The sequence below is a fragment of the Amycolatopsis sp. NPDC051758 genome, from assembly GCF_044453095.1.
Taxonomy (GTDB): Bacteria; Actinomycetota; Actinomycetes; order Mycobacteriales; family Pseudonocardiaceae; genus Amycolatopsis.
In genome coordinates, this window is sequence record NZ_JBITCJ010000001.1 from 757,364 (window position 1) to 777,102 (window position 19,739).

19 protein-coding genes and 1 pseudogene are annotated in these 19,739 nt (G+C 70.4%); 13 read left to right on the forward strand and 7 right to left on the reverse strand.

Going from position 1 to position 19,739, the window contains the following annotated elements; genetic code table 11:
- Nucleotides 1-59: 59 nt before the first annotated feature.
- Nucleotides 60-1,322, forward strand: coding sequence for a peptidase C39 family protein (locus ACIA5G_RS04015; RefSeq protein WP_395920707.1), 1,263 nt, complete (start codon nucleotides 60-62; stop codon nucleotides 1,320-1,322).
- A gap of 39 nt (nucleotides 1,323-1,361) precedes the next feature.
- Here ACIA5G_RS04015 and ACIA5G_RS04020 read toward each other — a convergent pair whose 3' ends face one another.
- On the reverse strand, nucleotides 1,362-1,811 hold the full coding sequence (locus ACIA5G_RS04020) for a carboxymuconolactone decarboxylase family protein (RefSeq protein WP_395920708.1): 450 nt from the start codon (nucleotides 1,809-1,811) through the stop codon (nucleotides 1,362-1,364).
- A 76-nt stretch (nucleotides 1,812-1,887) separates the two neighbouring features.
- Between ACIA5G_RS04020 and ACIA5G_RS04025 the strand changes: the two genes are divergently transcribed.
- Nucleotides 1,888-2,748, forward strand: coding sequence for a sigma-70 family RNA polymerase sigma factor (locus ACIA5G_RS04025; RefSeq protein WP_395920709.1), 861 nt, complete (start codon nucleotides 1,888-1,890; stop codon nucleotides 2,746-2,748).
- A gap of 124 nt (nucleotides 2,749-2,872) precedes the next feature.
- Here ACIA5G_RS04025 and fdxA read toward each other — a convergent pair.
- A pseudogene (fdxA, locus tag ACIA5G_RS04030) lies at nucleotides 2,873-3,196 on the reverse strand (ferredoxin); the annotation flags it as partial.
- Nucleotides 3,197-3,359: 163 nt separating this feature from the next.
- On the opposite strand from fdxA, the gene ACIA5G_RS04035 reads away from it, so the two are divergent.
- Together ACIA5G_RS04035 and ACIA5G_RS04040 are read left to right on the forward strand one after the other, a co-directional pair.
- Nucleotides 3,360-4,457: an S-(hydroxymethyl)mycothiol dehydrogenase gene (locus ACIA5G_RS04035; protein WP_395920710.1), complete on the forward strand. Its 1,098-nt coding sequence runs from the start codon at nucleotides 3,360-3,362 to the stop codon at nucleotides 4,455-4,457.
- A gap of 65 nt (nucleotides 4,458-4,522) precedes the next feature.
- Nucleotides 4,523-5,077 carry a gamma-glutamylcyclotransferase gene (locus tag ACIA5G_RS04040; RefSeq protein ID WP_395920711.1) on the forward strand — a complete coding sequence of 185 codons (555 nt, stop codon included), beginning with the start codon at nucleotides 4,523-4,525 and terminating at the stop codon, nucleotides 5,075-5,077.
- On the opposite strand, the gene ACIA5G_RS04045 is transcribed toward ACIA5G_RS04040, so the two are convergent.
- On the reverse strand, nucleotides 5,055-6,674 hold the full coding sequence (locus tag ACIA5G_RS04045; protein ID WP_395920712.1) for an FAD-binding oxidoreductase: 1,620 nt from the start codon (nucleotides 6,672-6,674) through the stop codon (nucleotides 5,055-5,057). The two genes, ACIA5G_RS04040 and ACIA5G_RS04045, sit on opposite strands and share 23 nt — an antisense overlap.
- A 97-nt stretch (nucleotides 6,675-6,771) precedes the next feature.
- On the opposite strand from ACIA5G_RS04045, the gene ACIA5G_RS04050 reads away from it, so the two are divergent.
- From ACIA5G_RS04050 to ACIA5G_RS04080, 7 genes are all read left to right on the forward strand, one after another.
- Nucleotides 6,772-7,335 carry a TetR/AcrR family transcriptional regulator gene (locus ACIA5G_RS04050; RefSeq protein WP_395921868.1) on the forward strand — a complete coding sequence of 188 codons (564 nt, stop codon included), beginning with the start codon at nucleotides 6,772-6,774 and terminating at the stop codon, nucleotides 7,333-7,335.
- Complete coding sequence (locus ACIA5G_RS04055) at nucleotides 7,332-8,873, forward strand: glycerol-3-phosphate dehydrogenase/oxidase (RefSeq protein ID WP_395920713.1); 1,542 nt, start codon at nucleotides 7,332-7,334, stop codon at nucleotides 8,871-8,873. The genes ACIA5G_RS04050 and ACIA5G_RS04055 overlap by 4 nt, the downstream gene beginning before the upstream one ends.
- An 86-nt stretch (nucleotides 8,874-8,959) precedes the next feature.
- Nucleotides 8,960-9,229, forward strand: coding sequence for a helix-turn-helix transcriptional regulator (locus ACIA5G_RS04060; protein WP_395920714.1), 270 nt, complete (start codon nucleotides 8,960-8,962; stop codon nucleotides 9,227-9,229).
- Nucleotides 9,226-9,780 (forward strand): hypothetical protein, encoded by a 555-nt coding sequence (locus ACIA5G_RS04065; protein ID WP_395920716.1) that lies wholly within the window; start codon nucleotides 9,226-9,228, stop codon nucleotides 9,778-9,780. The genes ACIA5G_RS04060 and ACIA5G_RS04065 overlap by 4 nt, the downstream gene beginning before the upstream one ends.
- The gene (locus ACIA5G_RS04070) at nucleotides 9,773-10,702 is read left to right on the forward strand and encodes an ABC transporter ATP-binding protein (protein WP_395920717.1); all 930 of its coding nucleotides are present in this window, start codon (nucleotides 9,773-9,775) and stop codon (nucleotides 10,700-10,702) included. Before ACIA5G_RS04065 ends, ACIA5G_RS04070 begins: the two co-directional genes overlap by 8 nt.
- Entirely contained in the window at nucleotides 10,699-11,889 is a 1,191-nt protein-coding gene (locus tag ACIA5G_RS04075; protein WP_395920718.1) for an ABC transporter permease, read from the forward strand. Before ACIA5G_RS04070 ends, ACIA5G_RS04075 begins: the two co-directional genes overlap by 4 nt.
- Nucleotides 11,890-12,052: 163 nt before the next feature.
- A complete protein-coding gene (locus ACIA5G_RS04080) occupies nucleotides 12,053-13,255 on the forward strand; it encodes a glycosyltransferase (protein WP_395921870.1) in 1,203 nt (400 codons plus the stop codon).
- Here the strand turns inward: ACIA5G_RS04080 and ACIA5G_RS04085 are convergent.
- The 4 genes from ACIA5G_RS04085 to ACIA5G_RS04100 all read right to left on the reverse strand — a co-directional run bounded on the left by ACIA5G_RS04085 (nucleotide 13,245) and on the right by ACIA5G_RS04100 (nucleotide 17,740).
- Complete coding sequence (locus ACIA5G_RS04085) at nucleotides 13,245-14,591, reverse strand: cryptochrome/photolyase family protein (protein ID WP_395920719.1); 1,347 nt, start codon at nucleotides 14,589-14,591, stop codon at nucleotides 13,245-13,247. The genes ACIA5G_RS04080 and ACIA5G_RS04085 overlap by 11 nt on opposite strands.
- 67 nt (nucleotides 14,592-14,658) lie before the next feature.
- The gene (locus ACIA5G_RS04090; protein WP_395920720.1) at nucleotides 14,659-15,975 is read right to left on the reverse strand and encodes a citrate synthase; all 1,317 of its coding nucleotides are present in this window, start codon (nucleotides 15,973-15,975) and stop codon (nucleotides 14,659-14,661) included.
- 197 nt (nucleotides 15,976-16,172) lie between these two features.
- Nucleotides 16,173-17,114, reverse strand: coding sequence for a carbohydrate kinase (locus ACIA5G_RS04095; protein WP_395920721.1), 942 nt, complete (start codon nucleotides 17,112-17,114; stop codon nucleotides 16,173-16,175).
- 41 nt (nucleotides 17,115-17,155) lie between these two features.
- Nucleotides 17,156-17,740 (reverse strand): TetR/AcrR family transcriptional regulator, encoded by a 585-nt coding sequence (locus tag ACIA5G_RS04100; RefSeq protein ID WP_395920723.1) that lies wholly within the window; start codon nucleotides 17,738-17,740, stop codon nucleotides 17,156-17,158.
- A 104-nt stretch (nucleotides 17,741-17,844) separates the two neighbouring features.
- Here ACIA5G_RS04100 and ACIA5G_RS04105 point away from each other — a divergent pair, with 104 nt between their 5' ends.
- Nucleotides 17,845-18,990: an acyl-CoA dehydrogenase family protein gene (locus ACIA5G_RS04105; RefSeq protein WP_395920724.1), complete on the forward strand. Its 1,146-nt coding sequence runs from the start codon at nucleotides 17,845-17,847 to the stop codon at nucleotides 18,988-18,990.
- A 97-nt stretch (nucleotides 18,991-19,087) separates the two neighbouring features.
- The gene (locus ACIA5G_RS04110) at nucleotides 19,088-19,693 is read left to right on the forward strand and encodes a Uma2 family endonuclease (protein ID WP_395920725.1); all 606 of its coding nucleotides are present in this window, start codon (nucleotides 19,088-19,090) and stop codon (nucleotides 19,691-19,693) included.
- Nucleotides 19,694-19,739 lie beyond the last annotated feature (46 nt).

Genomic DNA, 19,739 nt, shown 5'->3' on the forward strand with positions numbered 1-19,739 from the left:
ATACCGGGCCCGACCGGCAAAAATCCCTGGCTACTGGGTGGGTCGAACGAGGAGCCGGGATGCGCGTACGCAGTCTGTTCACCTTATTGTCGGTTGTCATGTTGACTGCGGTAACCGCGCAGGTCGCGGAGGCGGGACCCGCCCGGCCGGGGGACGACGAGGCGATCGACTACCACGAGTGGTCCGGCGGCCGCCTCCACGAAGGCCAGTTCGCCGGGCTCGCGCTCACCCACGACGGCCTGCGCATCACGCGTCCGATCGGCTCGGTCGAGCACACCGAGCCCGAGCTCGGCACGACGAAGACGTACGAGTACGCCCAGTGGACGTCACCGTCGTACCGCCAGGGCTTCGGCGCGACGCAGCTGGTCGCGTCCTGGAACGCGCAGACGCCGGCGAAGACGTGGCTGCAGGTCGAGGCGCAGGGCAAAACGGCGACGGGCACCGAAACCGCGTGGTACGTGATGGGCCACTGGGCCAGCGGTGACGCCGACATCCTGCGCACCAGCGTCGACGGCCAGGACGACGCGAACGCCCTGGTCGACGTCGACACGCTCGTCACGAAGGCCGGCGTGACGCTGAAATCGTACAAGCTGCGGATCAGCCTCTACCGGGAGAAGGGCTCGCACGCGACGCCGTCGGTGACGTCGCTGGGTGCGATGACCTCGGCGGTGCCGGACCGCTTCGACGTCCAGACGACGAAGCCGGGGCGCGCCACCGGGATCGAACTCAAGGTGCCCGCGTACGCGCAGAACCTCCACAAGGGACAGTTCCCGCAATACGGCGGGGGCGGTGAAGCCTGGTGCAGCCCGACGTCGACCGAGATGGTGGCCGAGTACTGGGGCAAGAAGCCGTCGGCAGCAGAGATGTCCTGGATCCCCGCGGACTACGTCGACCCGTCGGTGGCCTTCGCGGCGCGCTACACCTACGACCACGCGTACGACGGCACCGGCAACTGGCCCTTCAACACGGCGTACGCGGCGTCGCGCGGCCTGCGCGGGCACGTCACGCGGCTGCACTCGCTGAACGAGCTCGAGGGGTACATCGCGCGCGGCATCCCGGTGATCACGTCGCAGTCGTTCCTGGCTTCGGAGCTGGACGGCGCGGGGTACGGGACGGCCGGGCACATCATGGTGGTCGTCGGCTTCACGAAGGACGGCGACGTGATCGCCAACGACCCGGCGTCGAGCAGCAACGACCGGGTGCGCAACGTGTACAAGCGCGACCAGTTCGAGAAGATCTGGCAGCGGACCAAGCGGTACCGGGCCGACGGGACCGTCGCGAGCGGCCCCGGCGGCATCGCCTACATCATCACCCCGGCCTGACCAGGCACGGCGGGGCGCCGGACCGGCGCCCCGCCGGGTTCACCAGGCCTTGCCCGCCTGCTGCCGCGTCGTCCGGTTGATCCGGTTGAAGAAGTTGGTGAGCGCGATGTTCAGGGTGATCGCGCCCAGCTGCTTCTCGTCGAAGTGCTTCGCCGCCGCCTCCCAGATCTCGTCGGTCACGCCGGGCTCGCCGTCCTGGAGCCGGGTCGCCGCCTCGGTCAACGCGAGCGCCGCCCGCTCCGGCTCCGTGTAGAACGGCGTCTCGCGCCAAGCGACCACGTTGTGCAGCCGCTCCTCGGTCTCGCCGTGCTTCTTCGCCGACTGGACTCCGCCGTGGACGCACGGGCTGCAGCCGTTGATCTGGCTGGCCCGCAGGTGGACCAGCTCCAGCACCAGCGGGTCGACGCCCCCGGCGTGCACCGCCTTGATGATCTGCCGGATCGCCCCGAACACCTCGGGGTCCCCCGAATCCTTCAACCGCGCTTCCATCGGTCCTCCGTCTGTTACCTGTGCCCCTCCGGGCCCGTCATCACCACGACGGAGCGGAACGGAGGAAGGTAACAACATGCCCGACACGGTGACCGAGGCCTTCGAAGCGCAGCGCGACCGGCTGCGCGCGGTGGCCCATCGGGTGCTCGGCTCGCACGCCGACGCCGAGGACGTCGTCCAGGAAGCCTGGCTGCGGCTGTCGCGCCAGGACGCCGCGACCATCCGGAACCTCGACGGCTGGCTGACCACGGTGGTCGGCCGGATCAGCCTGGACGTCCTGCGCTCACGCCGGTCCCGGCCCGAGGCGCCCTACGACGAGATCGTCGTGGCGGTCGACGAAGGACCCGAGGAAGACATCGCGCTCGCGGATTCGGTCGGGCTCGCGCTGCTGGTCGTCCTCGAGTCGCTGGGGCCGGGCGAGCGGCTGGCGTTCGTGCTGCACGACCTGTTCGCGGTGCCGTTCGAGGAGATCGGCCGGATCCTGGGCAAGTCCCCCGCCGCCGGCAAGATGCTCGCGAGCCGCGCCCGCCGGAAGGTCCGGACGCCTTCGCGGCCGCCGTCCGCCGGGCCCGAGCAGCGAGCGGTGGTGGACGCGTTCTTGAGGGCGGCCCGCGACGGCGACTTCGAGGGGCTGCTGCGCGTGCTCGACCCCGACGTCAAGCTGACGGTCGACACCCCGGACGGCGTGGTGGTGGTCCTGGGAGCGACGAACGTCGCGGCCGGCGCCCGCTTCGGCGCGGCCGGCGGAGGACGAGCGGTCCTGGTCGGCGGCTTGCCGGGAGTGGTGGCGTGGCGCCCGGACGGGACTCCGCTGTCGGTGGTGGCGTTCACAGTGGTGGACGGCCGGATCGCCGGGATCGCGGCCGTCGCGGACCCGGCCCGGCTGGCGTCGATGGAGCTGCCGGAGCCGCCCGAAACTGTCGGTACCTCCCGATAAGCTGGAAACCGGGGGCCGGAGGCACGCGCCAGCTTCAGCTCGGGTCGAGCTGACCGCCCGCGGTGTCCCGGGAATCGCACCCACAGCTGCCGCCACCGTCCCGGGGCTTCCGGCGCGGTGGCGGGCTCTGCGGCGGCAGCGCCGCGACCAGCACCGTGTCCGCGTCCAACGGGCCGACCTTGGCCGCACCGCCCGGGGAACCCAGTGGCGCGTCGCGCCCGGGGAGGATCTCGCTGAAGAACCGGCCGTTGTCCGGGGCGGACGAGACTTCTTCCACGTAGGAGACCGCTCCCACCGGACAGACCGCCTCACAGGCGCCGCACTCGAAGCATTCGTCCGGATGGATGTAGAGGCTCCTGGCGCCCTCGTAGATGCAGTCCAGCGGACATTCGGCCACACACGCGCGGTCCTTGAGGTCGACACAGGGCAGCCCGATCACAAACGCCATGCCAGGAACCTAGCCACATCCACCCCGACCGGACAGGAGTTGCGGAACACGCAACCAGTTGCGCATGAATCACCGAACCTCACTCATGCGGATGTCGCCATCTCCGCGTGATCCGTGGCAAGCTGCGGAAAGAACCAGCAGTGCAGCCGGAAGGTGGATTCGCATGCCGTACGAGGTCCAGGGGGTCGTTTCGCGGGCGAAAGGCGAGCCCGTCTCGCTGGAGACCGTGCTCGTTCCCGATCCCGGGCCGGGCGAGGCCGTCGTCAACGTGCAGGCCTGCGGGGTCTGCCACACCGACCTGCACTACCGCGAGGGCGGGATCAACGACGAGTTCCCGTTCCTGCTCGGCCACGAGGCCGCCGGGGTGGTCGAAGCCGTCGGCGAGGGTGTCACCGACATCGAGCCCGGCGACTACGTCATCCTCAACTGGCGCGCCGTCTGCGGCACCTGCCGGGCCTGCAAGCGCGGCAAGCCCTGGTACTGCTTCTCGACGTTCAACGCCACCCAGCCGATGACGCTGGCCGACGGCACCAAGCTGTCCGCCGCGCTCGGCGTCGGCGCCTTCCTCGAGAAGACGCTCGTCCACAGCGGACAGTGCACCAAGGTCAACCGCGAGGCCGAACCCGCGGTCGCCGGGCTGCTCGGCTGCGGCGTGATGGCCGGGCTCGGCGCGGCCATCAACACCGGCGCCGTCACGCGTGGGGACTCGGTCGCGGTCATCGGCTGCGGCGGTGTCGGCGACGCGGCCATCGCGGGCGCGAAGCTGGCCGGCGCCACCACGATCGTCGCGATCGACATGGACGACCGGAAGCTGGCGTGGGCCAAGGACTTCGGCGCGACGCACACCGTCAACAGCAAGGGGCTTTCCGAAGAGGCCGTCGTCGAGGCCATGCAGGACGCCACCAACAGCTTCGGCCCGGACGTCGTGATCGACGCCGTCGGCCGGCCGGAGACCTGGCGGCAGGCTTTCTACGGCCGCGACCTCGCCGGCACCGTTGTGCTGGTCGGCGTCCCGACGCCGGAGATGCGCCTGAACGACCTGCCGCTGATCGACTTCTTCTCGCGCGGCGGCTCGCTGAAGTCGTCCTGGTACGGCGACTGCCTGCCCTCCCGCGACTTCCCGATGCTGGTGGACCTCTACCTGCAGGGCCGGCTGCCGCTGGACAAGTTCGTCACCGAGCGGATCGGCGTGGACGGCGTCGAGCAGGCCTTCGAGCGCATGCACCACGGTGACGTCCTGCGCAGCGTGGTGACGTTCTGACCCTGTTCACCGACGACGAGTACCCGGCCGAGCCCTACCCGGGCACCCGGCCGGGCTTCTCGTTCGTGCACGTCGACGGCGTCGGGCACCCGCTCGACGCCGCGCCCGAAGGCTGGCGCGACCGGACGGCCGTGCTGGCCTACGGCTCGAACGCGAACCCGTCGAAGATCACCTGGCTGCGCGCGCGGCTCGGGCTCGAAGGCCCGGTCGTCGTGGCGCACGCGCGGTGCGGCGGCCTCGCCGCGGTGTGGGCCGCCGGGCTCCGGGTCGTCGACGACCAGCGCCCGGCCACCCTCACCGCGATGGACGGTGTCGAGGAGCACGCCGTCTGGTTCGTGACCCCGGACCAGCTGGCGGTGCTCGACCGCTGCGAAGGCCGCGGCACGCGTTATCACCTGGCGCGGCTGACCGACCCCGACATCACCCTCGAAGACGGCACCCGCCTGACCGAGGTGTGCAGTTACGTCGGCGCCGCGCCGATCCGCTACCCCCTGCTCGTGGACGGCAAGCCGGTGCGCACCGCCGACGTCCCGCAGGCCGACGCGGCCGCGCTCGAAGGTGTCGCCGCCGACGGCCACGGCGTGCCCTGCGAAGTGCTCAGACCAGCTTCCCCGGGTTGAGGATGCCGGTCGGGTCCACCGCGGATTTGGCGGCCCGCAACACATCGACGCCGAGTGAGCCGATCTCCGCGCTCAGGTAGGGCGCGTGGTCGACCCCGACGGCGTGGTGGTGCGAAATCGTGCCCAGCCCGGTGATCGCCTCGCACGCCGCGGCCTTCGCCCGCTGCCACTGCTTGACCGGGTCGGCTTCGTCGCGCGCGGTCAGCACCGTGAAGTAGAGCGACGCGCCGGTCTCGTACGCGTGCGAAATGTGGCACATCACGATCGCCCGGCCCAAGGACGCCGTCAAGGCCGCCCGGACGTCGTCCCGCAGTTCGTCCACAGTGGACCAGTAGGCGGCGGTCTCCAGCGTTTCGACGCAGACCCCCTGGTCCATCAACAGGTCCCGCTGCCGGGGTCCGGCGAACCGGCCGTGCCGCCACGACTCGCCGAGCGCCTTGCCGACACGCACCGCGCCCGAAGCCTTGAGCCGGCGCGTGGTCTCGCGGCGGCGCAGCGCCACGTCGTGCGCCGTGCCTTCCCAGCCGACGATGAGGAAACACGGCCGCCGCACCCCGCGTGCCGCGAGGTAGCGGCGCAGCGCCGTCGTCTTGAGCCCCGCGTTCAGCGCCAGCGAAACCTCGGTTTCGTCCCCGTCGGACAGTCGGGTGACGTCGGCGAGCGCGTGGTTCTGCGCGAGGTCTCGCACGGCCGTCGCACCGGCTTCCCAGCTGGGCAGCGCGTAACCCTCGTACCGGCGGACCGGCGGCGCGGGCCGCACCCGCAGCGCGACCTCGGTGATCACGCCGAGCGCGCCCTCGCTGCCGATCGCGAGCTGGCGCAGGTCCGGGCCGGCGGCGGACGCCGGCGCGACCCCGAGCTTCCACTCGCCGCGCGGAGTGGCCAACCGGACGCGGGTCACCATGTCCTCGAAGCGCCCGTAGCCCGACGACGCCTGCCCGGCCGAGCGCGTCGCCGCAAAACCGCCGATCGTGGCCCGCTCGAACGACTGCGGGATGTGCCCGAGCGTCAGGCCGTGCGCACCGAGGAGGCGCTCGGCCTCGGGCCCGCGGACACCTGCCTGCAGGACGGCGATGCGCGACTCGGCGTCGACCGACACCAGCGCGTCGAGCCGGACGAGGTCGAGCGTGATCACCGACGTCTTGTCGCCGCGCAGCGCCGAGACGCCGCCGACGACCGAGGTGCCGCCGCCGAAGGGCACCACTCCGACGTCGTGCTTCACGCAGACGTCGAGCACCGCCTGGACATCGTCGGGGCCGGCCGGCAGCACCACCGCGTCGGGCACCGGGAAGTCCGCGATGGGCGAACGACGGCGCACCAGGTCGAGGTAGGACAGTCCGGTCGCCCGCGCGAGCCGCGCCGCGTCGTCGACCAGCACGTTTTCCGCGCCGACCACCTCAGCAAGCGCTTCCACTGCAGATTCGGCCAGTTTCGGTGACGGTATTTTCACCGGCATTTCGGCCGCTGGGGCGGCGCCGGGGGCGATCGGACCGATACGCTGGTCGAGCCACTTGGCTGCCCGCGCGGGCAGCGGGGCGGCGTCGGCGGCTTCCGGGGTCCAGGAGCGTCGCAGGCGGTGGTCAATCAGCGCGTTCACCGATACAGTGTGACATATGGACGTAAAACGTCACACCACGCCGAGCGCCGGATCTTCCGCGCTCGCGGACACCCGCAACCGCCAGACGGCCACGCGAGTGGCCGATGACGTGCTGCTCGACGCCGCGCGCTCGTGCGTGCTGGCCGTCGGTGTGCGTCGCACCACACTCGCCGAGATCGCCCGCACCGCCCGCGTCAGCCGGATGACGGTCTACCGCCGTTTCCCCGACGTCCGCAGCGTGCTCGCCGCCCTGATGACCCGCGAGTTCAGCGGGCTGCTGCGCACGGCGAGCGAGCGCGGCGCCGCGGCCGCGAACAGCCGCGAGCGGCTGGTGCTCATCGCGACCGCCGGCGTCCGCTCGCTGTCGGCCGACCCGCTGTTCCGCACGCTGCTCGACGTCGACCCCGAACTGCTGCTGCCGTACATCGTGGAGCGGCTCGGCGCGACGCAGAAGTTCGCCGAACAGGCGCTGCACCAGCTCCTCGAGGCCGGCCACCGGGACGGCTCGGTCCGGCGGGCGCCGGTCGGGGCGCAGTCCCGGTCGGTGCTGCTGGTGGTCCAGTCCTTCGCGTTCTCGCTGCGGCCGGCCACGACGGACGTCGACGAAGAAGCGCTGCTGGCGGAGTTCACCCACGTGCTCGATTCGGCGCTGAAACCATGACGTCCGGCTCGCTCAACGCGCGCCGCCGGGAACGCGAGCTCGCGGAGCTGGCGGCGGGCGAGCGGGTCGACGTGGTGGTGGTCGGCGGCGGTGTCACGGGCACGGGGATCGCGTTGGACGCGGCTTCCCGGGGCCTGTCGGTGGCGCTCGTCGAGGCGCACGACCTCGCGTTCGGGACGTCACGCTGGTCATCGAAGCTCGTGCACGGCGGCCTGCGGTACCTGGCGCACGGGGAGTTCGGCCTGGCCCATGAAAGCGCCGTCGAGCGCGGCATCCTGATGACCCGCACGGCGCCGCACCTCACGCGCGCCATGCCGCAGCTGTTCCCGTTGTACCCCAGCACTTCCCGCGCGCAGCAGGCGATCATCGCGGCCGGCCTGCGGGCCGGCGACGGCCTCCGCCGGGCGGCGCGCACACCGTCGTCGGTGCTGCCGCGGCCACGATCGATCCCTTCGATCGAGGCGTTGGCCCTGGCGCCCGGGCTGTCCCCGGCCGGCTTGCGCGGCGCCTTGCTGGCCTACGACGGCGCCCTGGTCGACGACGCCCGGCTGGTGGTTTCCCTGGCCCGCACGGCGGCGACGTTCGGCGCCCGCATCCTGACCCGGCTGTCGGCTTCGTCGCTGTCCGCCGACCGGGTCCGCGTCCGCGACGGAGTTTCGGGCGACTCACTGGACATCCACGCACGCCAGGTGATCAACGCGACGGGCGTGTGGGCCGGAACGCTGACCGGCTCGGTGCGGCTGCGCCCGTCGCTCGGCTCACACCTGGTGCTCGCGCCGGGGACGGTGCCGATGGGCACCACGTCGGTGAACATCGGCGTGCCCGGCGAGACCAACCGGTTCGTCTTCCTGCTCCCCCAGCCGGACGGCCGTGTCTACTTGGGACTGACGGACGAGCCGGTCTCGGGTTCGATCCCGGACGTGCCCGAGGTTCCTTCGTCCGATGTGGACTTCCTGTTGTCGCTGGCTTCGTCGGTCCTTTCGCGCCCGCTGACGCGCGCGGACATCGCGGGGTCGTACGCCGGGTTGCGGCCGTTGATCGAGGGCACTGGCGGTCGTTCGGCCGACTTGTCCCGCAAGCACGCGGTGCTGGCGGGTTCGGACGGGCTGCTGACGGTGGTCGGCGGCAAGCTCACGACGTATCGGCGGATGGCCGAGGACGCCGTCGACGCTGCGGTGCGACTGGCCGGGCTTCCGTCTTCACCTTGCCGGACTTCTCGGCTGCCACTGCTGGGCGCGGCTTCGCGGTCGGACCTGTCCCTTGTGGACGCTCCGGCGCGGCTCGTGGCCCGGTACGGGACGGAGGCGCCGCGGGTGGCGGCGCTCGGTGAGCTGGATGCCGAGTTCGCGGCGCCGGTGTCCGATCGCACCGAGATCACGGCGGCGGAGATCGTCTGGGCGGTGCGGAACGAGGGCGCGCTGGACGTCTCGGATGTGTTGGAGCGCCGGACTCGGCTGGCGTTGATCCCGTCGGATGCGGAGGCGGCGGCACCGCGGGTTGCGGAGCTTGTCGACAAGTCGCTCGCCGGCCTCACCTGACCCGAGCGCTCCGGCATAGAGTGAAAACCGAGGCTTGACGTTTACTTAAGTTGACGACCCGTTGGGTTTTTGCAACAGTACGTTCCATGAGCCCGGTCAGACGCGGCAAGGAGCTGCCGATCCACAACCGGCTACCCGTGTTGCGGGCCGAACGTGGGATGAGCAGGGCCGCGCTGGCGAACGCCGTCGAGGTGAACCCGCAGACCATCGGGGCGCTCGAACGCGGTGATCACTATCCGAGCCTGGACCTGGCGTTCCGGATCTGCGCGGTGTTCGACCTGCCGGTCGAAGCGGTGTTCAGCCGTGAACCGTTCATGCCGCTGTCCACCCAGGTCTACCGCGAGGGGGGAGCATGACCATGACCGAGCAGCAGAGCCGGCTCGCGGCCTACTGGGAGCGCCAGCTCGACAAGATGGACGAACGCGAAGAGCGGCACGCGAAGCGGCTGCCGGGCTGGCGTGACCGGCGGCACCGGCGGGCGCTGGTCGCCGTGCTGGTCGCCGCCGACCTCGTGCTGATCGTGAGCGCGACCGTGTTCACCGTGGCGAACGACTGGCTCTACCTGAGCCTGTGGGCCGGCAGCATCCTGCTCGGCGGGACCGCGTTCACGCTGCTGCGGATCCTGACCGGCCGGATGAGCGGTGGCTTCTCGCGGCTGCTGGACGAACGCGAGCGCGAGTGGCGCCACCGCGTCACCTACATCGGCTACCAGGCGCTCGCCTTCCTGATGGTCGCCGCACTGATCTACAGCCTGCTGATCGCCCACGCCGACGAGGGTGGCGTGCGCGGCGCGATGATGTTGTCCGCGCTGCTGGTCACCGGCACGACCATCCCGACCATCGTGCTGGGCTGGTCGCTGCCGGACGACGATCCCGAGGATTTCGAAGAGGGGGACGCACATGGGTGAGGGGACACTGGAGATCGACGGGATCTCCAAGCGCTACGGCGCGAAAGTCGCGCTCGACAGCGTGACGTTCGACGTCCGCGCCGGGGAGCTGTTCGGCTTCGTCGGCAGCAACGGCGCCGGCAAGACGACCACGATGCGGATCGCACTGGGGGTGCTGGCCGCGGACGGCGGGGAGGTCCGCTTCGACGGCCGGCCGATCACGCACGAGGCTCGCACGCACATCGGCTACATGCCGGAGGAACGCGGGCTCTACCCGAAGATGAAGGTGCTGGAGCAGCTGGTCTACCTCGCCGAGCTGCACGGCCTGAGCGCGAACGAGGCGCACCGCAACGCCGAGAACTGGATCACCCGGCTCGGGCTGGCCGAGCGCCGCAAGGACGAGGTGCAGAAGCTCAGCCTCGGCAACCAGCAGCGGGTCCAGCTGGCCGCCGCGCTGGTGCACGACCCGGCCGTGCTGGTGCTCGACGAGCCGTTCTCCGGTCTCGACCCGCTCGCCGTCGACGTGATGAGCGGGGTGCTGCGCGAGAAGGCCGCGGCCGGGGTGCCGGTGGTGTTCTCCAGCCACCAGCTCGACCTCGTCGAGCGGCTGTGCGACCGGGTCGGGATCATCCGGAACGGCCGGATGGTCGCCGTCGGCACCGTCGGTGAGCTGACCTCGAGCGCGAGCAGCAAGCTCGTCGTCACCGCGCCGGCCGCGCGTCCCGGCTGGGCCGCGAGCCTGCCCGGCGTGCGGGTGCTCGAGGAACAGGGCGCCACCACCGTGTTCGACCTCGAACCGAGCGCCGACGACCAGGCCGTGCTCGCCGCGGCGCTGACGACCGGGCCGGTCACCGAGTTCAGCCGTCGGCACCGGACGCTGACCGAGCTCTTCCGCGACGCCGTGTCCGACGGCGCCGTGGCCGAAGAGGGGGAACCACGATGAGGACGCTGAGTGGCCGGCGGGCCGTCTGGCTCGTGATGAAGCGTGAGCTCAACACGCGGTTGCGCACCCGCTCGTTCGTCGTCGGCACCGTGGTGCTCCTGGTGCTGCTGCTGGGGTACGTCGGTTTCCAGAGCGCGCTCGCCGGTTCGGCGGACAAGAACACGGTCGGGCTGACCGGCCAGGCGATCGGGATCGCGCAGCAGCTGCAGACCCAAGCCGCCCTGTCCGGCCGGGAGATTTCGACGGTGGTCGTGACCGACCCGGCCGAGGGCCGGCAGAAGGTCGAGGACGGTGACCTCGACGCGCTCGTCTCGGGCAGCGCGGCGAAGCTGACCGCCACCTACAAGTCCTCTTTGGACGACCAGCTGCGCAAGGTCCTCGACCAGGTCGCGCAGCGGCAGGTGCTCGACGGGGTGCTGTCGTCCGCGCAGCTGGAACCGGCCGAGGTGATGGCCCAGGTCAACGGCACCCACGTGCGGGACGACGCCATTTCGCCGGAGCCCGCCGACCACACCGAGCGGCTCATCGTCGGCCTGATCGTCGCTTTCCTGCTCTACATCAGCATCATCACCTACGGGACGATGGTCGCCCAGGGCGTTGTCGAGGAGAAGTCGAGCCGGGTCGTGGAGATCCTGCTCGCCAGCGTCCGGCCGTGGCAGCTGTTGCTGGGCAAGGTGATCGGGCTCGGCCTGGTCGGCCTGACGCAGCTGGTGATCCTCGGCGCGGCCGGGCTGGCGGCGGCGTCGGTGACCGGCGTGTTCAGCCTGTCCGGCTTCGCCACCGGCACGCTGCTGTGGGGCCTGCTCTGGTACCTGCTCGGATTCCTGTTGTACGCCACGATCTACGGCGCGCTGGGATCGCTGGTGTCGCGGCAGGAGGACACCCAGTCGGTGGTCTCCCCGCTCAACATCATCCTCATCGTCGGGTTCATCGCCGGGATCAACCTGCTGCTGCAGGACCCGTCGGGCACCGGCGCGAAGGTCCTTTCGCTCATCCCGCTGCTCTCGCCGATCCTGATGCCGGCCCGGATCTCGATCGGCGTGGCGGCGGGCTGGGAGGTCGCGCTGTCGCTGGGGCTGACCGTCGCGCTCGTCGCGGTGCTGACCTGGCTGGGCGGCAAGATCTACGGCAACAGCGTGCTGCGCATCGGCAGCCGCATCAAGCTGTCGGAGGCCCTGCGCGGCTGAGGTCCGTCCACAGTGCCGGTCCACACCGGACGACGAAGGGGAAGGAGCACCGGCTCCTTCCCCTTCTCAACTTATAGCGCACCCCGGGGCTTGCGGCAAGACCCGGGTCGTGCCGCAGAATCACCGTCCTGACCGGGAATCTGCGGAAGCGGGAGTGGCGAACGTGCGTGTGCTGTTGTCGGGGTACGACTCGCGTGGGGGTGTCGAGCCGCTGGTCGCGCTCGCGGTGCAACTGCGGGCACAGGGCGCCGAGGTGCGGGTGTGCGCCCCGCCGGACGACGAGTTCGCGCAGCGGCTGGCGGGTGTCGGCGTCGAGATGGTGCCGGTCGGCCAGGCGGTGCGGCCGCTGGTGACCGGCGCAGAACCGCCGACGGCCAAGGGCATTCCCGAGCGCGCGGCCGAGCTGATCGCCGCGCAGTTCGCGGCGGGCGCCGACGGCTGCGACGCCGTGGTGGCGACCGGCCTGGTGCCCGCCGTGGCCGGCGCGCGGTCGGTCGCCGAGCTGCGGGGCATCCCGTACGTCTACGCGACGTTCCAGCAGCTCACCCTGCCGACGCCACACCACCCGCCGCGGCTGACGCACGCGGGCCTCGCGCTCCCGCCGGAGACGGAAAACCGGGCACTGTGGGAGCTGGAAGCCCAGAACATCAACATGCTGTTCAAGACGGCGCTCGACACCCAGCGCGCGGCCCACGGCCTGCCGCCGGTCGGCAGCGTTCTCGGCTACGTCGTCGGCGATCGCCCGCTGCTGGCGTCGGACCCGGTCCTCGACCCGTGGCAGGAGACCGCCGACCTCGACGTCGTGCAGACCGGCGCGTGGATCGTCCCGGACGACCGCCCGCTCCCGGCCGATCTCGAAACGTTCTTGAACGCGGGCGAACCACCGGTGTACGCGGGCTTCGGGAGCATGCCGATGCGGGCGTCGCAGGACGCGGCGCGCGTCGCCATCGAGGTGATCCGCGCGCAGGGCCGCCGCGCGGTTGTCGGCCAGGGCTGGGCCGACCTGGGCCTGGCCGACGGCCGGGACGACTGCTTCGTTGTCGGCGAGGTCAACCACCAGGCGCTGTTCCGCCGGTGCGCCGCCGTTGTCCACCACGGCGGCGCGGGCACCACGACGACGGCCACCCGCTCGGGCGCGCCGCAGGTGGTCGTCGCGCAAAGCGGCGACCAGCCGTACTGGGCGGGCCGCGTCGCCGAGCTGGGCATCGGCGCGGCGCACGACGGCCCGGTGCCGACCGTCGAATCCCTGTCCGCCGCGCTCGAGACGGCCCTGGCGGCCCAGGCGCGGGCCACCGCCGTCGCCGCCACGATCCGGACCGACGGCGCGGAAGTGGCGGCGAAAATGGTCCTCGACGTTATGAAGTGATCTTCCCGTACCGCTCCAGGGACACCTGGCGCTCGTGGGCGTGGTCGACCATGGGCTCCGGGTAGCCCGCGGGGCGGTCCTTCAGCTTGTGGACCGCCTTGCCCTCGACCGACCGCAGCTCCGGGACGTACTTGCGGACGTAGTCGCCGTTCGGGTCGAACTTCTCGCCCTGCGTTGTCGGGTTGAAGATCCGGAAGTACGGCGCCGCGTCGGTGCCGCTGCCGGCGACCCACTGCCAGTTCAGCTGGTTCGACGCGAGGTCGCCGTCAACGAGGTGCTTCATGAAGTGCCGGGCCCCCAGCCACCACGGCAGGTGCAGGTCCTTGACCAGGAAGCTCGCGACGACCATCCGGACGCGGTTGTGCATCCAGCCCTCGGCCAGCAGCTGCCGCATCCCGGCGTCGACGATCGGGTAGCCGGTCCGGCCGGCGCACCACTGCTCGAAGGCCTCGTTGTCGTTGTCGTGCTTCATCTTGTCGAAGCGCGTGTCGTAGTTCTTGCGCGCGGTCTCGGGCCGGTGCCACAGGACGTCGGCGTGGAACTCGCGCCAGCACAGCTCACCGCGCAACGACTTCACGCCGACACGGTCGTCCCCGGCGAGGTCCGCGAGCAGCGTGCGCGGGTGGACGCACCCCCAGCGCAGGTACGGCGAAAGCCGCGTGGTGCCTTCGCGGTCCGGCCGGTCGCGATCGGTGTCGTACGTTTCGATGCCGTCGTCGAGGAACTCGTGCCAGGCGTCCAGCGCGGCCTGCTCGCCCGGCTCGGGCAGTGTCGCGGAAACCTTGGGCGGCTTCGGGATCTTCAACGACTTCGGCGGCTCGACCCAGTCCACAAGGGATGGTCCGGTGTCGGCCGGCCCACGCCAGCCGTGCGCGGTCCAGGCGCGGTAGAACGGTGTGAAGACGCGGTACGGATCACCGTCCGGCTTGGTGACGCGGCCCGGCGCGACCGCGTACGGCGAACCCGTCTCGACCCAGTCGATGTTGTTCTCCGCCAACGCTTTGGCAACCTCGGCGTCACGACGGCGGCCGTACGGGCCGGTGTCCGCGCTGACGTGCACCGCGGCGGCGCCGATCTTCTTCGCCGCCTTCACCACTTCGGCCGCCGGTTCGCCGCGCACCAGCATCAGCCGTCCGCCGAGCTGCTCGTCCAGCTTCTCCAGGCACCCGTACAGGAACGCCTCCCGCGGGGCGCCGCCCGGCTTCAGCAGCGCTTCGTCGAGGACGTACAGCGCGAGAACGTGCTTGCTGTGCTTCGAAGCTTCGAGCAGGGCAGCGTGGTCGCCCAGCCGCAGGTCGCGACGGAACCACAGGACGACGGGTGCTTCTTTGGTCACGACGCCCCACGATAAACGCCCCGCCGTGCCAGTGCACGACGGGGCGTTCACGGTCAGCCGATCAGGCTCAGCGCTCCGACATCGGGGTGTAGTCCCGCGACGCGTAGCCGGTGTAGATCTGCCGCGGGCGGCCGATCTTGGTGGCCGGGTCGTTGATCATCTCGCGCCAGTGCGCGATCCAGCCCGGCAGGCGGCCGAGCGCGAACAGCACCGTGAAGAACTTCGTCGGGAAGCCCAGCGCCCGGTAGATCAGGCCGGTGTAGAAGTCCACGTTCGGGTACAGCTTGCGCGAGACGAAGTAATCGTCCGAAAGCGCGACCTCTTCGAGCTTCTTGGCGATGTCGAGCAGCTCGTCGCCGCCCTTCAGCTTGCCGAGGATCTCGTCGGCGGTGTTCTTGATGATCTTCGCGCGCGGGTCGTAGTTCTTGTAGACCCGGTGCCCGAAGCCCATCAGCTTCACGCCCTTTTCCTTGTTCTTCACCCGCTCGACGAACTTGGCGACGTCGCCGCCGTCGTTCTTGATGCCCTCGAGCATGTCGAGCACCGCGGCGTTCGCCCCGCCGTGCAGCGGGCCGAACAGCGCGTTGATGCCGGCCGAGATCGAAGCGAACAGGTTCGCCTCGGACGAGCCGACCAGGCGCACGGTCGAGGTCGAGCAGTTCTGCTCGTGGTCGGCGTGCAGGATGAACAGCAGGTCGAGCGCCTTCGCGACGTCCGGGTCGACCTCGTACGGCTCGGCCGGGAAGCCGAACGTCATCCGCAGGAAGTTCTCGACCAGGCCGAGCGAGTTGTCCGGGTACAGCAGCGGCTGGCCCACGGACTTCTTGTACGCGTACGCGGCCAGGGTCGGCACCTTGGCGAGCAGCCTTATCGTGGACAGCTCCACGTTCGGTTCGTCGAACGGGTTGAGCGAGTCCTGGTAGAAGGTCGAGAGCGCCGAGACCGCGCTGGACAGCACGGGCATCGGGTGCGCGTCACGCGGGAAGCCGCTGAAGAAGGCCTTCAGGTCCTCGTGCAGCAGCGTGTGGCGCTGGATCTTCTCGGTGAAGTCGGCCAGCTGGGCCTCGGTCGGCAGCTCGCCGTAGATCAGCAGGTAGGAGACCTCGATGAAGGTCGACTTCTCGGCCAGCTGCTCGATCGGGTACCCGCGGTAGCGGAGGATGCCGGCGTCACCGTCGATGTAGGCGATGGCGGACGACGCGGCACCGGTGTTCACGAACCCGGGGTCGTAGGTGATGTACCCCGTCTGCGCCAGCAGCTTCCCCAGTTCGATCCCGGGCGCGCCCTCGACCGGGTGGACGACCTTGAACTCGTGCTCGCCACTCGGCAGGGTCAGCTTCGCGGTTTCGCCGCCGGACTGCCCCGCAGTCGTCGCGTCGGACATGCAAGTCCCTCTCACGTTGGGCACGGGCCGGCGGCGCCTGTACGTTCCACAGGTAGCCACGTGTTCACGCGAGGAAACACTGGCGCCTCGCTGCACACCGCCCCGCTGGGGTATGAAGAATGCCCCTCTACGCTAGTCGAGAAACGTGTGTTCGCGCAGCGGTGACGTTGCTCCTGGGTGCCCCTTTGGGACCAGGTTCACACGGTGGATGCCATGTCGGCCGACGTCGGCGGTTCGGCGCCGCTGCGGGACACCGTGATCGACGCCGCTTTCGCCGCGTATTCCAGCGCCTCCCGCCACGCGTCCGCGTCCAGTGAGGCCAGGTCGGCGACGTCGCGGGTGTGCAGCCAGGCCAGCAGCGCGCCCTGGACGGTGTCGCCCGCGCCGATGGTGTCGACGACGGTCACCTTCCGCGACGGCACGTGGGCCAGCTCACCTGCGGCGGTGATCACCGCGACGCCGTCGGCGCCCCGGGTGAGCACCACGGCGTCCACACCGGACTCGATCCACGTCTTCGCCGCGGCGACCGGGTCGGCGCCTTCGGTCAGCCACGCGGCGTCGTCGTCGGAGATCTTGAGCAGCCGGACGTCCGGCAGCCAGGACGCGAACCGGGCGCGGTAGGCGGCCGGATCGGTGATGAGCGCCTCGCGGATGTTGGGGTCGAGCACGGTCAGCACCCCGCGCGCGGCCTCGCGCCGCAGCATCGCCTCGTACGCCGACGCGCCGGGCTCGAGGACCATGCCGAGCGTGCCCAGCGAGAGCGCGGTCACCTTCTCCGGCAGCGGGCCCGGGTCGGCGACGAGCCGGTCGGCGGTGCCCTCGACGTAGAACGTGTAGCGCGCGGCGCCCTTCGTGTCGAGCGCGACGACCGCCAGCGTCGTCGGCTCGTCACCGCGTTGCAGCAACGACGTGTCGACGCCGGAAGCGTGCAGGCGGTCGACCATGGCGTCGCCGAAGCGGTCGGTGGAGACGCGCGACAGGAACGCCGTCGGCACGCCGAGCCGGCCGGCGGCCAGCGAGACGTTGTACGGCCCGCCGCCCAGCCGCGGCAGCAGCGCGCGCAACCCACCGTCCACAGTGGAATCCAGGGGGTCGCCGGGAACCAGGTCGACCAGAGCTTCTCCGCCTACGACGATCACGCGGGAAGTTTAAGTGACCCGGGGCTGACAATTCCTGTCCGCTATTTGTTCAGCCCACCGAGCAGCAGCTCACCCAGAGCGGTGAACGCTTCGGCGTCCGACACCTCGGTCCGCTGGCCGAGCACGCCGGTCTGGATGCCTTCGATGATCAGCCCGGTCATCTCGGCCACGAGCCGGGCCTGGACGTCGCGGAAGACACCGTCGGCGACCCCCAGGTCGATGAACTGCCGCAGCCGCTTCGCCGCGAACCGGCTGTTGACCTGGTAGGTCTCGCGCGCCGGGGCGAACTCGGCGATGTCGCGCATGAAGGTCGCCGACGCCCGGTTCAGGTGCTCGGCGACGCCGGCCAGGTACTCGCCGATGAGCTTGGGGGCGTCGTCGATGCCGGCGATCCGCTCCTCGATCCGCTCCGCGGCGCCGCGGAAGAACTGGGTGACGACCTTGACGGCGAGCTGCTCCTTGCTGGGCGCGAGCGCGTAGAGCGTCGACTTGGAGCAGCGCAGGCGGGCGGCGATGTCGTCCAGGGTGAAAACGGCGAAACCCTCGGCGAGGAAGAGCGCCTCGAGCTCGGCGAGCAGGGCGCGCTGGCGCGCCGTGGGCCGGCGGCGGGCTTCGAGGGACGGCATCGGTCCACTATCTCCTACGTCTTTCCGGCCACCCCAGGCTTGTCGTACTGTACTCTAAGCGGACCCACAGTACTGTTTTCAGTACGGTTTTTTGGAGGACACCGATGCCCGCCGAACGCCTGCTGCCCGACTCGGACGCCGAGGACCTGCTTGCCCTGGCGACCGAGATCGCCCGCGACGAGCTCGCGCCCCGGGCGGCCGAGGCCGAAGAGGCCGAGCGGTTCCCGCGCGACCAGTTCCGCCTGCTCGGCAAGTCCGGGCTGCTGGGGCTGCCGTACGCCGAGCGCTGGGGCGGCGGCGAGGTGCCGTACGAGGTTTACCTGCAGGTTCTCGAGGAGCTCTCGGCCGCGTGGATGACCGTCGGCGTCGGGCTGTCGGTGCACACGATGTCTTGTTACGCCCTGTCCGAGTGGGGCACCGACGAGCAGCGCGACCACTGGCTGCCGGACATGCTCGAAGGCTCGCTTCTGGGGGCCTACGCGCTGTCGGAGAGCCAGGCGGGCTCGGATGCAGCGGCCCTCTCGACGCGCGCGCGTCTCGACGGTTCGGACTACGTCGTCAACGGCACGAAGGCGTGGATTACCCACGCGGGCGTGGCGGACTTCTACACGACGATGGTCCGCACGAGCGACGACGGCGGCCGCGGCATCTCGTGCCTGCTGGTGGACGGCTCCACGCCGGGCCTGTCGGCGGCGCCGCGCGAGCGGAAGATGGGCCTCACCGGGTCCCCGACCGCCCAGATGATCTTCGACAACGCCCGTGTTCCTGTGGACCGCCTCATCGGGTCCGAGGGTCACGGGTTGAAGATCGCTTTGTCGTCACTGAGCTCCGGCCGCCTCGGTATTGCGGCCTGCGCGGTGGGCTTGGCGCAGGCGGCGCTGGACGAAGCGGTGGCGTACGCGAAGGGGCGTTCGCAGTTCGGCCGCGCGATCATCGACTTCCAGGGGGTCGAGTTCCTGCTGGCCGACATGGCGGCGACGGTGGAGTCGTCCCGCGCGTGCTACCTGGACGCGGCGCGCCGCCGTGACCGCGGGATGCCGTTCCAGCGGCAGGCGTCGATCGCGAAGCTGGTGGCGACGGACGGCGCGATGAAGGTGACCACGGACGCCGTCCAGGTCCTCGGCGGCGCGGGGTACACGCGGGACTTCCCGGTGGAGCGGTACATGCGGGAGGCGAAGGTGCCGCAGATCTTCGAAGGGACGAACCAGATCCAGCGGATGGTGATCGCGCGGGAGCTGAAGTCGGCTTGACCTGGTTCAGCGAATCCTGTCACACGCTCGGTACGGATACGGTCACTCATGGTTGCACTTGAGCCGTGAGACAATTCCGGCGACGTGAGGAGAAGCTGTGACTGCACTTCCCCAGCCGGGCCCTGCTCGCCGGTGGGAGATCCCCGATCACCTGCTGACGATCGAGGAGTACGCGGCGCTCGGTGAAACCGACTCCGGTTTCACCGAGCTTGTGGAAGGTCGCGTCGTGATGTCACCAAGTCCCAGCAGGAAGCACAACAAGGCCGCTTACCTGCTGGGCCGGCAGCTGGAGTCCCAGCTGCCCCCGGAGCTCGATTTCACCCTGGACATCGACGTGGACCTAGGTCTGACACCCCGGGGTGAACCAGGCTTTTCGCGCCGTCCCGACCTGCTGATCACCCATCGCGAAGCGAATGCTCGCGTAGACGACGAAGGCGACATGTACCGCGCCGACGAGGTTGTCGTGGTCGTCGAAATCGTTTCGCCAGGCTCGAAGCGCACTGATTACCAGGTGAAGCACGACGAATACGCCGATGCGGGAATCCCGCACTACTGGATCGTCGACATCACCGAGCCCGTCTCGCTGGTCGCGTGCCACCAAGCGGGCGATTTCGGGTACATGGACGCTTCCGCGGTGACCGGGACCTTCACCACCGACGTTCCGTTCCCGGTCAAGATCGACCTGACCGCGCTCCTCGTCTGATCGGACGACACGCCGGAACCGCCCGGTAACCGGCGTGTCGTCCGAA